Genomic DNA, 13429 nt, shown 5'->3' on the forward strand with positions numbered 1-13429 from the left:
CGGCCCTCCTTCGCCTCCCAAGACTGCGTTACCGACCTTGCCGCCGGGCCCTGACGGCCCTCCCAAGCCAAACTCAGGCCGAGCTGCGGCCCGCGCGCCTCGCTTGGGGGCCGCCAGGCCCGGCGCGCGCGCACCACGGCCCGCTGGCTATCCGACGGGACTTCGAAGACACCCCCTGGCGATGCCTGCGGGCTGATCCGCGGATCCCTGCGTGTGCGGGGCTTGCCCGGACGTCGCGGATGTCGCCCCTGCGGGACATGCCATGCTGGCGCCGTGATTGTGGGTGTGGGGATCGACGTCGCCGATATCGGGCGGTTCGGGTTGTCGCTGGAGCGGACGCCGGGCCTTGCCGGCCGGCTGTTCACCGAGGCGGAGCGGTACGTGCGGCCCGGTCAGGAGCGCGGGGTCGCCTCGCTCGCCGCGCGGTTCGCGGCTAAGGAGGCGCTCGCGAAAGCCCTCGGCGCGCCGCGCGGATTGCAGTGGCAGGACGCGGAGATCCGCACCGAGGACTCGGGGCGTCCCGTGCTGACGGTGCGCGGCACGGTCGCCGCGCGGGCCGCCGAACTCGGCGTCACCGGCTGGCATGTGTCGCTGAGCCACGACGCGGGCATCGCTTCGGCGGTCGTCATCGCGGAGGGATAGGGCGGGAGGGACAGTCGGGTGCGCGAAGCCCACAGCGTCGAACAGGTCCGGGCGGCGGAGGCCGCGCTCATGGCCGTGCTGCCGGAGGGAACGCTCATGCAGCGTGCCGCCGCCGGCCTTGCCGTCACGTGTGCGGGCCTTCTCGGCCGTGTCTACGGCAGCCGCGTGGTGCTGCTGGTCGGCAGCGGCGACAACGGCGGCGACGCTTTGTACGCCGGTGCCCGACTGGCCCGCCGCGGCGCACGCGTCGACGCGCTTCTGCTGAGCCCGCAGAGGGCCCACGCGGGCGGTCTGGCGGCCTTGCGGAGCGCGGGCGGGTGGTCGCTCCCCGCCGACGCACCGGGCTTTCCAGCGGCCGCTCAGCGCCTCGTCGCGGCGGCCGACCTCGTCATGGACGGCATCGTCGGGATCGGCGGTCGGGGCGGGCTGCGTGCCCCCGCCGCGGAACTCGCCCAGGCCGTCGGTCAGGCCGGGGCGGTAGTGGTCGCGGTCGACCTCCCGAGCGGCGTCGACGCCGACACCGGCGCGGTGCCCGCGGTGGTCGAAGGGCTTCCGTCCGCACTGAGCGCGGACGTCACCGTCACCTTCGGAACCCACAAGCCGGGGCTGCTCGTCGACCCCGGCGCCGCGTACGCAGGTGTGGTGGAACTGGTCGACATCGGCCTCGAACCGCCCGCGCCCGTCCTGCGGGCCGCTCAACACGCCGACATCGCCAGGCTGTTGCCCCGGCCCGCCCGTGAGACGGACAAGTACGCGCGCGGCGTCCTCGGCCTGGCCGCCGGCTCCGAGCGTTATCCGGGCGCCGCGGTGCTCGCCACCGGCGCGGCCCTGCACGGCGGCGCGGGCGCGCTGCGTTACGTCGGCCCACGCGCGGTCGGCGACGCCGTGCTGGCCGCGCATCCCGAGGTGATGGTGGGTGCCGGGCGGGTCCAGGCGTACGCCGTCGGCCCGGGCATCGACACGGGAGAGGAGGCCCGCGAGCGTCTGGCGGCCGTCCTCGCCGACGAGGTGCCGGTGCTGGTCGACGCCGACGGGCTCACCCTTCTGGCGGAATCGGGACCGAAAGCATTGCGGAACACCCCGGGCGCGCTGCTCACCCCGCATGCGGGTGAGGCCGTGCGGCTCCTGGCCGGGCTCGGCGAGGAGTCGACGCGCGCGGGGGTGGAGGCCGACCGGATCGGGTACGCCCGGCGCCTCGCCGCGGGGTACGCGGCCACCGTCCTGCTCAAGGGCAGCACGACGGTGATTGCCGACCCGCGCGGCGAGGTGTGGGTGAACCCCACCGGCACGCCCTATCTGGCCACGGCCGGGAGCGGCGACGTACTCACCGGCCTGTCGGGCGCGTTGCTGGCCGCGGGGCTGTCGCCCACCGAGGCGGCGGTGTGCGGCGCTTACCTGCACGGTCTGGCGGGACACCTGGCCGCCGACGAAGGGGCGCCGTGCTCGGCGTCGGACGTCCTGAGGGCTCTGCCGGGCGCGTGGCACGAGGTGTGCGGCGCCTGACGATCGGGTGTGCGGGATCTGACGGGGTGTGGGGCGTCTGACGAGGTGTGCGGGTATCTGACGTGGTGTGCGGGCTCCGGATGACCGTCGGCGGCGGCGCCGGACGGACGTCTTCGGGTCCGCGGTGGTGGTGCGCGGGCGGAGGCGTACGGATGTGCGGGGCGTGCGTCGGCTTCCGTCTTGCGGGCGGCCGCGCGCCCGCCGTGCGCGCCGGGGCTTCAACCGGTCGGTAGGCGGCCGCGTCCCCGCCAGCGTGATCTATCCGGGCCTGCCACACTGGGATACCGATCGCCGCCGGCATCGGGTGCCGATCAGCAGTCCGACCGCCGAACGAGGGGATCCACCGCCCTATGCGTGCCGAAGCCCGGATCGACCTCGACGCGCTCCGGCACAACGTCGCCGCGGTGCGCGACCGGGTCGGGTCGGCGCAGGTCATGGCCGTGGTGAAGGCCGATGCGTACGGCCACGGGATGGTCCAGTGCGCGCGCGCCGCCCGGCAGGCCGGGGCCGCGTGGCTCGGCACCGCGCTGCCGACCGAGGCACTGGAGTTGCGCCGCACGGGTGACACCGGACGCGTGCTGAGCTGGCTGTGGGTGCCCGGCGACCCGTTCGCGGAGGCGATCGCGGCCGACGTCGACATCTCGGTGAGCGGCCTGTGGGCGCTGGCCGAGGTCGAGGAGGCGGCGCGGGCGACCGGGCGTACCGCGCGCGTGCACCTGAAGGCCGACACCGGCCTGGGCCGCAACGGATGCCAGCCGCACGACTGGGAGGCGCTGGTCGAGGCCGCCCTGAAGGCGCAGGCCGACGGACTCGTGCAGGTCGTGGGCCTGTGGTCGCACTTCGCCTGCGCGGACGAGCCCGGACACCCGTCGATCGCCCTCCAACTGGCGGCGTTCCGGGACGCCGTCGCGGTCGCCGAGCAGCGCGGGGTCACGCCCGAGGTGCGGCACATGGCCAACTCCCCGGCGACGCTGACGCTGCCCGAGTCGCACTTCGACCTGGTGCGCAGCGGGTTGGCGACGTACGGCGTCTCGCCCGTCCCCGACCTGCACAGCTCCGCGGAGCTCGGCCTGCGCCCGGTGATGACGCTGGTGGCGTCGGTGGCGTCGGTCAAGCGCGTACCGGAAGGGCACGGCGTCAGCTACGGGCACACGTGGCACGCCGACCGCGACACCGCCCTCGCGCTGGTCCCGCTCGGGTACGCCGACGGCGTCCCGCGCCACGCGAGCAGCGCGGGTCCGGTGCTGGTCGGCGGCGCCCGGCGTACTCTCGTGGGCCGCGTCGCGATGGACCAGTTCGTGGTGGACCTCGGCGACGACGAGTCCGTCGCGCCGGGCGACGAGGTGGTGCTGTTCGGCCCCGGCGACGGGGGCGAACCGACGGCCGAGGACTGGGCGCAGGCGGCCGGGACCATCGCCTATGAGATCGTCACGCGGATCGGGTCGCGCGTGCCGCGGGTGTACCTGGGGGCCCGATGAGCGATCCGACGGGAGCGCTGGCCACCGAGGTGGCGGCGACAGTGGTGGGCGGCACGAGTGTCGGCAAGCGCGCCGGAATCCTCGGGGCCGCGGTCGGCGTGCTCGCGGTCGGCGCGGCGGCCGGGGTCGCACTCGAGCGCATGACCGTCGGCCGGGTGCGGCGACGCGCCGAGGCCGAGATGGACGCGATCGCCGAGTACGGCACCCTGCGCGGCGCGCCGCACATCGTGACCGCGGCCGACGGCGTCGAGCTGTTCGCCGAGATCGACGAGGCGGCGGACGCGCCGCTGACCGTCGTGCTGTGTCACGGCTACACGCTCAACATGGACTGCTGGCACTTCCAGCGCGCCGAACTGCGGGGCGAGTACCGGCTCGTGCTGTTCGACCAGCGCAGCCACGGCCGGTCCGGCCGCGGGGCGCCCGAGACCTCGACCATCGACCAGCTCGGCGACGACTTGTACGCCGTCATCCAGGAACTCGCGCCGCGCGGCCCCCTCGTCCTGCTCGGCCATTCGATGGGCGGCATGACGATCATGGCGCTCGCCGACCGGCACCCCGAGCTGTTCGGCAAGCGCATCGTCGGCGTGGGCCTGCTCAACACGTCGGCGGGCAAGTGGGCGACCGTCACCCTCGGCATCCCGGCGGCGGGCGCGCGGCTGGTGCACCGGATCGCCCCGGGGGTCATGCGTACGCTCGGCCGGCGCGCCGCGATCGTCGAGGCCGGCCGCCGTGCCGCGCGCGACCTGGTCTACATGTTCACCGAGCGGTACGCGTTCGACTCCGAGGTGGACCCGATCCTGGTGCGCTTCACCGACCGGATGATCTCGGCGACCCCGATCGACGTGATCGCCGAGTTCTTCCCGGCGTTCGAGACGCACGACAAGCTGGCGGCGCTGCCGGTCATCGACCGCGTGCCCACCGTCGTGGTGGGCGGGCAGGGCGACCTGATGACGCCCGCGTCGCACAGCGAGGCGATCCACGAGGCGCTGTCCGGTTCCGAGTTGGTCATCGTCCCGGAGTCCGGCCACTTGACCCCCCTTGAGCATCCGGAGGTGGTCAATGCGGCGCTGCGCGGGCTCCTCGCGCGTGCCGCGCGCGAACCGGCCCGGGGCGGCGGCGTGTCCGGTGGCTCACGGCGAAACGGATCGTTGGGCTCCGGCGCCGGACGTGACGCGGCGGGGTAGCGCGTCGTTGGGCGTAGGTTCGGGGTGGCGTCAATTGCCGGCGCGGCGAGCGGCGCGGCCGGGGCCGGTGTCGGACGTACCGCGGCGGTCGCCGGACTCAACCGGCGGCGGACGCGGCAGCCGAACGGGCACAACAGCGGGAACGGACACAGCGGGAACGGACACAGCGGGAACGGCGCAGCGCGGCGGCCGACCGGGTTTGGGGATGTCTTACGTGCAGGGGCAGGAAGCAGTGAGCGGGACGGTGCCTGAGGTCCGCGTGGTGGTGGCCACCGGCGAGGAGATGCGCGAGTTCGGAAGGCGCCTCGCGGGTGTGCTGCGTGGCGGCGACCTGCTCGTCCTGTCCGGCGGGTTGGGCGCGGGCAAGACCACCATGACGCAGGGCCTGGGCGCGGGTCTCGGAGTACGCGGGGCCGTGACGTCGCCGACGTTCGTGATCGCGCGCGTGCACCCGTCGCTGGTCGGCGGGCCCGCCCTGGTCCACGTCGACGCCTACCGCCTGGGCGCGACCGACGACGTCGCCGGCGAGGTCGACGACTTGGACCTGGACGCCTCGCTGGATGAGTCGGTCACGGTCGTGGAGTGGGGCGAGGGCAAGGTCGAGGACCTGACCGAGGACCGGCTCACGGTGGTCATCGAGCGAAGCGAAGGCACGGCCCCGGCCGAGGACGGCCCACTCAACGCCGAAGGGGACTTGGGAGAGACCGTGGGCGACGACCCCCGGGTGGTCACCGTCCGCGCCTCCGGCCCCCGCTGGGCAGCCGTCGACCTGACGACGGCACTCGCCCTGTAGCCGGTCGCAAGTTCTGAAGGTGTCGGTCAGCTCGTGGTGGCCTTGCCCGTAACGGCGTGTCAGCTGTGAGACGCGCGCGTTTGGTCGGGGAGCGATTCGGTCGTGCGCTGAGCTTGTTCCGCTTTGACGGACACCGTCGCTGTGGTGGTCAGGCCGTGATTGCGGCGACGCTGTCCGCAAGACCCACCCAGTCGCCGGGACGATCTTTCACTCGGACCGCGGCCGCCAACACACCAGCCGCAAACTGGGTCTGTCTGACAAATGATCACCCGGCGGGCTCGCGGAGCCACAGGATCAGAGCTGCCACGACGATTCCGGCCCGTTAGCGATCGGTGAGCTTGCCGAACCTCGTCGCGATCGCACGGAACTGCTTGAGACGGGCGAAACATCGTTCGACCACATTGCGGTTGCGGTAAATGTCTTTGTCGAAAGCGGGTGGACGGCCGCCGTGGGTTCCGCGTCGCCGGCGGTTGGCCGTCTGGTCTCGGCGTTCGGGGATCGTGGCAACGATGCCCCGGCTCCGCAGCAGGTGGCGTATCGCCCGGCTGGATAGGCATTGTCGGCAAGCACCCTCGCCGGTGTCGTGCGAGGTCGGCCCGTGATGGCGCGCGGAATGCGGATGCTGTCGAGGACCCGTCCGAAGGCGGTAGCGTCGTTGACGTTGCCGGGCGTGAGCACGATGGACAGCGGCAGGCCCCGGCCGTCGACGGCGAGGTGGACCTTGGTGGTCAGCCCGCCCCGGGACCGGCCGAGGGCCTGACGAGCCTGCGAGCAGCCCGGATCTTCCGATTCGTCCCCGTCAGCGGCCCCTTTTTGCGGGCACCAGCCGCGTGCTGGTGGGCCCGGTTGATCGTGGAGTCGACGGAGACGGTCCACATCACCCGGCCCACCGCGTCGTCGCGGACCGGAACGTGTTCCAGCAGCTTCGCCCAGGTCCCGTCCGCTTCCCAGCGGGCAAACCGCTCGTAGACGGTCTGCCAGGGTCCGTACCGCTCGGGCAGATCGCGCCATGGCACCCCGGTCCGCAGCCGCACAGCACCCCATTGACCACCTGCCGGTGTTCACGCCACGGACGACCACGCCCATCCGCGCGCGGCAACACGGGCTCTATTCGCTCCCACGCCGCATCCGTCAGCTCACCTCGACCTGCCACAGGATCAATGATCAGACCGGCAATAGAGTCCTGCATGTGACGAATCATCAGGACGAGACCAGGGCGGCCTACGACGGAGTCGTCGAGCTGTACGCATCACTGTTCGCGGACCGGCTGGAGACACAACCGTTTGCCCGGGCCATGATCGGCACCTTCGCCGAACTGGTGCGCGCGACGGGCAACCTGCGGGCAGCCGACGTCGGCTGCGGGCCCGGACATCTGACGGCCATGCTGCACGAACTGGGCCTGAACGCCTTCGGGTTCGACCTCTCCTCCGGCATGGTCGACCATGCCCAGCGGACCCATCCGGCGCTGTCCTTCCAGGAGGCGCGGATGGAGTCTCTGCCGATCGAGGACGGCGTGCTCGGCGGTGTACTGGCCCACTACTCGATGATCCACACCCCTCCGGAGGAACTGCCGGAGCTGCTCGCCGAGCAGGTACGCGTCCTCGCTCCAGGCGGCCTGCTCCTGTTGTCCTTCTTCGGCACCGACGAACCGGAGCCGGTCCGGTTCGACCACAAGGTGGCGCCTGCCTACAGCTGGCCGGCGGACCGCCTCGCCGAACTACTGGCCGATGCCGGTCTCGTTCCCTTCGCCCGGCTGCTCCACGATCCGGGATCCGAACGGGGCTTCCTCGACGCCCACCTATTGGCCCGCCGTTCTTAGATCCTGCCCGGCAATACCCGCGGGACGGTTGGAGCACCTCCGAACTGCCGGCTCGGCGGACGCTCGCCGATCCGACGGGAATTGTCAGACAGGCTCTAGGCGCCCGTCTGCGTCAGGGGGCGGTGTCGGGGTTTGTGTCTTCGTCGCCGGCTGGGGGTGAGCCGGTGGAGCCGCCGGTGCTGCTGCCTGTGGAGCCGCCGCTTCCTCCGGTGCTGCCGCCTGTGCTGCCTCCGCTACCCCCGGTGCTGCCGCCTGTGGAGCCGCCGGTGCCTTCGCTGCTCGGCGGGCGCGATGTCGGCGGGCCGGAGCTGGACGAGCCGCCCGTGGCGGGCGGTGCGGACGACGTCGGCGGCCCGCTCGACGTCGCGGGTGGGGGAGTGGTCGTCCCCGGCGCGGTGCTGCCGGTGCTCGGCGGTCCGGACGACTCCGGCGGACCGCTGGTGGCCGGCGTCTGCCCGTCGTCCGAGTTGTCGTCGGCGGGGACCGGGAAGTTCACGACCGGCTGGCCCGCCATCGCGGAGCGCATGTACGTCGTCCACATCCGCGTCGGCAGATTGCCGCCGTCGACGCGCGCCAGGCCCGCCGTCCCGTACATGTCCTCGAAATCGTTGGTCGTCGGGTTCTGCCGGAACATGCCGATCGCCGTCGACAGTTGCGGCGTGTACCCCACGAACCAGGCCGACTTGTTGCTGTCCGTCGTGCCCGTCTTGCCCGCCGCCGGCCGGCCGAGCGCCTGCGCCCGCGTACCCGTCCCCGACTCGACGACGGACTGGAGCACCTGGTTGACGCTGTCGGCCTGTCCCTCGCTGTACACCTGCTCGTGGTCGTGGTCCGGCAGTCCCACGTCGTCCCCGTTGTGGGTCAACTGCTCGACCGAGTACGCGTCCACGTGCGAGCCGCGCCCCGCGAAACTCGCGTACGAGTTGGCCATGTCCAGCGCGCTCGGCGTAGCCGTCCCCAGCGCCAGCGACGGGTTGGGCTCCAGCCCCGGTGTGTCCGGACTCAGGCCGCTGCGGATCGAGTCCTCGACCACCTTCTCGGGCCCGACGTCCATGCCGAGTTGCGCGTACACCGTGTTCGCGGACACGTCCATGGCCCGCGAGAGCGTGATCATGCCGAAGTTGCGGTCGTCCTCGTTGCCCGGCTGCCACGGCTTGCCGCCCTCCATGACCGGCTTGCCGTTCGGGTAGGTGATGACCACGTCGTCGTCGCCGTCGTACCGCGTCTGCGGGGTGATGGGCACCCGCTTCTTGTTGTCCTGCACGCCGTCGCGCAGCCCGGCCGCCAGCACGTACGGCTTGAACGTCGACCCGACCTGCACGTCGCGCCGCGTCGCGCTGTTGACGTACTGCTTCACGTAGTCGGGGCCGCCGTAGATCGCCACGATGCGACCCGTGGCCACGTCGACCGACGCCCCGCCGACGCGCACGCCCACGTCCTTGGCCCGCGTCGCCGGGTCGAGGTTGTCCTTTAGGGTGTTCTGCACGGTGTCGTACATGGCCCGGGTCTTGGCCTTGTCGAAGGTCGTGCGGATCGTGTAGCCGCCCGCCGCGAGTTCCTGCTCGTCGACGACGTCGTTGTCCAACAGGTACTGCTTTGCGGTCTCGACGAGGTAGCCGTTCATGCCCTCCAGGCCCGGCTGCGTCTTGGGGTCGAGCGGCTCGGGGAACACCGTCGCGGCGCGCTGCTCGGGGGTGAGCCACTTGGACTTCACCATGCCGTCGAGCACGTAGTTCCAGCGCGCGACGGCGTTGGCCCGCCCGCGCTCGGTGGTGTTCTTGACGTCGTACACGCCGGGGGCGTTGATCAGCACGGCGAGGTACGCGCCCTGCTCGACCGTCAGCTGCGACGCGTTCACGCCGTAGTACGCCTGCGCCGCCGCCTGGATGCCGTACGCCCCGCGCCCGAAGTAGACCGTGTTCAGGTAACCCTCGAGGATGTCGTCCTTGGACTCCTCGCGGTCCATCTTGACCGCGATGATCGCCTCCTTGAACTTCCGGGAGACGGTCTGCTCCTGCGTCAGGTACAGGTTCTTGACGTACTGCTGGGTGATCGTCGAACCGCCCTGCAACGACGATCCGCCGCTGGTCACCGACTTGAGCAGGCCGCGCACCGTGCCGGTGAGGGAAATGCCGGAGTCGGTGTAGAAGCTGCGGTTCTCGGCGGCGAGGAACGCCTCCTGCACCTGCTTGGGCACGTCCGACAGCGGCACGTTCTGCCGGTTGGTCGCGCCGGTCCGGACGATCTCGCTGCCGTCGCTCCACTGCCAGATGTTGCTCTGCTTGGTGGCGTCGGCGTTCGCGTGCGAGGGGATCGGGGTGATCGCGTAGACGACGCCCACCCCGAGGAAGAGGAGACCCAGGACGAACAGGAACGCCGTCGCGAAGTGCTTGACGGAGGGGATCCAGCGGCGTACCCCGGACTTGTTCGAGCGCGGGTAGTCGATGAAGCGGCGGCGGCGCGGGGCGGTGACGGCGGGTGCGGAGGGCGGGCCGCCGGCGGGCGCGCCGGGACCCTGGTTGTGCATCGCCACTCCGTCACCACTTCCGCCGTACCGACCAACCTGCCGTCAACCTGATGGCGATGGTATGTCGACAAATCGGAAAAAGTGATGTTGTGGTGGTGCGAACACGCGTGCCGAGATGCCGTACGACCAGGTCACTGGGCCGTACGGGGCATCCCCGCGAGAGCTACTTCACACGCCGCCCGCGCCCACACACAGCCCCGGCCCACGCACGGACCAGGCCCACGCACCGACCAGGCCGCGCCCGGTCCGCCGAGCCGACGTGCCGCGCCCGGTCTGCCGAGCCGACGTGCCGACCAGCCGACGTGCCGACCAGCCGACGACGTCAGGCCACGACGACCACAAGCGTGCCGATGTCCACGAACTCGAACAGCGCCTTGCCGTCCCCCGGTGTCTCGCGCACACCCGCGTTCTTCGGCCGGGTCGTCGCCGTCGGGCTCTTGGTCGCGGTCGCCCGCCCGGTCGGCTTGCGCGTCGTCGTGGGCGACGGGCTCGTCGCCGGTACGTTCCCCGCCGCGACCTGCTCCAACGGCGTGTCGGTCGCGCTGAAGCCGAGCGTCATCCCGTTGAAGGTCCCTATGACCACCGTGTTCTCGATCCGCAGGCCGTCGCCGCCGCGCTGCGGCCCCACGGTCTTGCCCTTGACCCGGTACTCGTCGGCCGGCGTCAGCACGCTGCCCGCCACCACCGAGTACGTGCGCAGCACCTCTTCCTTGCTGTTCACCACGTCGATCAGCCAGACGCGGTTCTGACCGACCGAGTACACGACGCGCTTGCCGGTCCCCGAGTTCGCCGGGACCGCCGGCGGGGCCGTCGCCTGGGGCGGGGCCTGCGTCGCACCCGGCGACGCGATCGGCGTGCTCGAACTCGTCACGTCCGCCTTGCGGTCCTTCGGTGAGGTGTCCGCGGCCTTCCAGGCCAGCGCCCCCACGCCGACCAGCGCCACGAGCGTGATGCCCGCGACCGTCGTCCCCGGATTCGCCATGACTTCGCCTCTCGCCCGACCGCTCTACCCACCCGAAACCCGCCCGAACAGCTGGGGCACAGCGCGCCGTACGACCTGCCGCACCGTCCGCGGCACCGGCCGCCGCACCGCCCGTACGACCGGTCCGACCGGCCGCATGACCTGCGGCGCCACCCACGGCGTCACGCACCGCGCGGCCTCGCGCACACTCGGCGGCGCGTTACCCCACGGCACACATCGTGCCAGCACCGCGGCCCGGTCCGTGCGACGCGGTCCGCCGCGCCACGCCGTCGGGATAGCCTTGGGCGGTGCTGCTGCTCGCTTTCGACACCGCCACCCCTGCCGTGACCGTCGCTCTCCACGACGGGTCCCAGGTCGTATCCGGTTGCACGCAGATCGACGCGCGACGCCACGGCGAGCTCCTGGTCCCCGGCATCGTGGCGGCCCTCGCCGATGCCGGCCGCGGTCGCGCGGAGCTGACCGACATCGCCGTGGGCGTCGGGCCCGGTCCGTACACCGGCCTGCGCGTCGGCCTGATGACCGCCCGCGCCCTGGGCGACGCCCTCGGCATTCCCGTGCACGGCATCTGCACGCTGGACGCGCTGGCCTACGCCACCGGCCGCGAGGCGCCGTTCGTCGCCGCGACCGACGCCCGCCGCAAAGAGGTCTACTGGGCGCGGTACGCGGACGCCCGCACGCGCCTCGAAGGCCCGTCCGTGGACCGGGCCGCGGACATCGCCGCCTCGGTCGAGGGCCTCCCCGCGGTCGGGGCGGGCGCCGCGCTGTACGCCGACGCGTTCACCTCCGTCGGCGGCCCCGAGCACGTGGACGCGGCCGCGCTGGCCCGGCTCGCCGTGGAACGCCTCAAGGACGGCGGCGAACTGCTCGCCCCCGAACCGCTGTACCTGCGCCGCCCGGATGCCAAGGTCCCCGCAAACTACAAGCCGGTGACGCCGTCCTGAGACCTGGTGAACGGGGCCGCGGGCACGCTCGGGCCCGAACGGTGAACGGCCCCACAACGCACGGCCGCCGTGGGGCGTCTCCCGAATCGGGCCGGACGCGCGGAGGGCCGCGTCCCCGGGGGTCACCCGGAAACGCGGCGTCACGTCCGCCCGGTCAGGCCTGGGCGGTGATCTCCTCCGCCACTCGCATGCTGGTGTCGATGGCCTTGCGAACCTCTTCGAGCTTCTCGAAGTTCGCCTCGATCTCCCGCTTCTGATAAGCGGATTCGACCGCGAACCAGATACCCGCCACGTTGTTCGCGACCATGCACTCGGTGTCCGCGACCGCCGTGGCGACCTCCTCGGGACTCGCCGTCTCCGCCGCCTCCCAACGGGGGTCGTTGGAGGCGTCGAGGGGCGTGGCGTAGGCGTAGCCGCGTTCCTGCATGCAGCGGGACCACAGCGTGAACGCGTCCTTCATGCGCGGGTCTTCGAGGGACCGCTGCATGCCGCCCTTGTTGATGTCGACGACAAGGGCGGGGTCCTGGATGATGACGCCGCGCTCGGTGAGCTTGGCGTCCACCTCGGCGAAGCAGCCGCCGTTGCCGTCCGTGCCTTGCAGGGCCTGTGCTTCGGCCGCCGTCGGCTCGGGCGGGGAAGCCTGCTCCGCCGCCGAGAGCGGGGGCGAGTGGTAGCCGTAGCTCGCCGCCGCTCTGGCGTCGATGAGATACCGCATCTCGGACTGGGACTTGGTGAAGTCCGCGGACGAGGTGCCCCCGGAAGAGGCGCCGAGGTCGAAGGAGAAGTCGAACCCCTGGCGCGTCATGCATTGCTCGACCATGCGCTCGCGCGCCCCGAGGATCTTGGCCGACTGGTCCGGCTGGAGCATGTACGTCTCCAGCGGCAGCGCCTGTCCCTCCATGGTCGCCAGTTGCGGGATGCTGCCGACCGCCGGCGGGGCGGCCGCGGAGTCGGCCTTATCGTCCGACGAGCAGGCCACTGCCGCGACGGCCACTCCGAGGGCGACGGCGACCTGCCGAACGACGCGCGACTTCCGTGTCACCGCCTGGCCTCAGGGTCCCCGCCGGGGCCGCCGTGCTTGTTGTAGAGGTACTGCGCGGCGTTCTCGTTCTTCATCGAGGGCTTGAGGTTGGCCTTGGCGACGGGCGGAAGGTCCTGGCACGCGGCCCGGCACTGGGAGCCGGTCGAGTTGTACGTGATGCGTGCGGTCAGGCGGACGTTCATGTTGTGCACGGACGCGGCGTTGTTCTTGACCGCCTGCCCGGCGCCATTGCCGCCGGCGAACTTCAGACCGTTGTAGGAACGGGTCTCCGACAGGCCGTACTTCGCGCCCTTGAAGTCGGAGTTGTAGTACAGGCAGACGTCCACGCCCCTCTTGCAGGTGCCCGGGCCCGCAGACGCCGGGGTCGCGGTGAGGACGATAGAGCCGAGTACGGCCGCGCCCCCCAGTGCCAATGCGGTGAACTTTCGGTTGCGCGACATCACAAATTTCCCCCATACGGGATTGCCGGCGGAAGTTCGGAATGGCGCAGGGCGCGCCGACGGTGAGGCTGGCACGGT

12 protein-coding genes and 1 pseudogene are annotated in these 13429 nt (G+C 71.9%); 7 read left to right on the forward strand and 6 right to left on the reverse strand.

Going from position 1 to position 13429, the window contains the following annotated elements; genetic code table 11:
- The first annotated feature begins 273 nt into the window (after nt 1-273).
- The 5 genes from AB0C36_RS18175 (at nt 274) to tsaE (ending at nt 5600) form a co-directional block, all read left to right on the forward strand.
- Nucleotides 274-642 (forward strand): holo-ACP synthase, encoded by a 369-nt coding sequence (locus AB0C36_RS18175; protein ID WP_358355188.1) that lies wholly within the window; start codon nt 274-276, stop codon nt 640-642.
- 18 nt (nt 643-660) lie between these two features.
- Nucleotides 661-2145, forward strand: a complete 1485-nt coding sequence (locus AB0C36_RS18180) for an NAD(P)H-hydrate dehydratase (protein ID WP_358355189.1) — start codon at nt 661-663, stop codon at nt 2143-2145.
- A 350-nt stretch (nt 2146-2495) separates the two neighbouring features.
- Entirely contained in the window at nt 2496-3623 is a 1128-nt protein-coding gene (gene alr, locus AB0C36_RS18185) for an alanine racemase (protein ID WP_358355190.1), read from the forward strand.
- Entirely contained in the window at nt 3620-4807 is a 1188-nt protein-coding gene (locus AB0C36_RS18190; RefSeq protein WP_358355192.1) for an alpha/beta fold hydrolase, read from the forward strand. The genes alr and AB0C36_RS18190 overlap by 4 nt, the downstream gene beginning before the upstream one ends.
- A gap of 205 nt (nt 4808-5012) precedes the next feature.
- Nucleotides 5013-5600 (forward strand): tRNA (adenosine(37)-N6)-threonylcarbamoyltransferase complex ATPase subunit type 1 TsaE, encoded by a 588-nt coding sequence (gene tsaE / locus AB0C36_RS18195; RefSeq protein ID WP_435839067.1) that lies wholly within the window; start codon nt 5013-5015, stop codon nt 5598-5600.
- A 294-nt stretch (nt 5601-5894) separates the two neighbouring features.
- Here the strand turns inward: tsaE and AB0C36_RS43245 are convergent, their stop codons facing one another.
- Both AB0C36_RS43245 and AB0C36_RS18210 read right to left on the reverse strand, forming a co-directional pair.
- On the reverse strand, nt 5895-6332 hold the full coding sequence (locus tag AB0C36_RS43245; RefSeq protein ID WP_435839068.1) for a transposase: 438 nt from the start codon (nt 6330-6332) through the stop codon (nt 5895-5897).
- A pseudogene (locus AB0C36_RS18210) lies at nt 6329-6801 on the reverse strand (IS5 family transposase). The gene AB0C36_RS43245 and the pseudogene AB0C36_RS18210 overlap by 4 nt, the downstream one beginning before the upstream one ends.
- Here AB0C36_RS18210 and AB0C36_RS18215 point away from each other — a divergent pair.
- The gene (locus AB0C36_RS18215) at nt 6790-7419 is read left to right on the forward strand and encodes a class I SAM-dependent methyltransferase (protein WP_358355194.1); all 630 of its coding nucleotides are present in this window, start codon (nt 6790-6792) and stop codon (nt 7417-7419) included. The pseudogene AB0C36_RS18210 and the gene AB0C36_RS18215 overlap by 12 nt on opposite strands.
- Before the next feature lie 112 nt (nt 7420-7531).
- Here AB0C36_RS18215 and AB0C36_RS18220 read toward each other — a convergent pair whose 3' ends face one another.
- Complete coding sequence (locus AB0C36_RS18220; RefSeq protein ID WP_358355196.1) at nt 7532-9946, reverse strand: transglycosylase domain-containing protein; 2415 nt, start codon at nt 9944-9946, stop codon at nt 7532-7534.
- A 322-nt stretch (nt 9947-10268) separates the two neighbouring features.
- Nucleotides 10269-10928 carry a hypothetical protein gene (locus AB0C36_RS18225; RefSeq protein ID WP_358355198.1) on the reverse strand — a complete coding sequence of 220 codons (660 nt, stop codon included), beginning with the start codon at nt 10926-10928 and terminating at the stop codon, nt 10269-10271.
- Nucleotides 10929-11215: 287 nt separating this feature from the next.
- On the opposite strand from AB0C36_RS18225, the gene tsaB reads away from it, so the two are divergent.
- A complete protein-coding gene (tsaB, locus tag AB0C36_RS18230; protein ID WP_358355200.1) occupies nt 11216-11869 on the forward strand; it encodes a tRNA (adenosine(37)-N6)-threonylcarbamoyltransferase complex dimerization subunit type 1 TsaB in 654 nt (217 codons plus the stop codon).
- 154 nt (nt 11870-12023) lie between these two features.
- On the opposite strand, the gene AB0C36_RS18235 is transcribed toward tsaB, so the two are convergent.
- Nucleotides 12024-12911: a hypothetical protein gene (locus tag AB0C36_RS18235; protein WP_358355201.1), complete on the reverse strand. Its 888-nt coding sequence runs from the start codon at nt 12909-12911 to the stop codon at nt 12024-12026.
- Entirely contained in the window at nt 12908-13351 is a 444-nt protein-coding gene (locus AB0C36_RS18240) for a peptidase inhibitor family I36 protein (protein WP_358355203.1), read from the reverse strand. The genes AB0C36_RS18235 and AB0C36_RS18240 overlap by 4 nt, the downstream gene beginning before the upstream one ends.
- Between the last annotated feature and the right edge of the window lie 78 nt (nt 13352-13429).

It is taken from the genome of Streptodolium elevatio (assembly GCF_040649515.1).
Lineage (GTDB): Bacteria > Actinomycetota > Actinomycetes > Streptomycetales > Streptomycetaceae > Yinghuangia > Yinghuangia elevatio.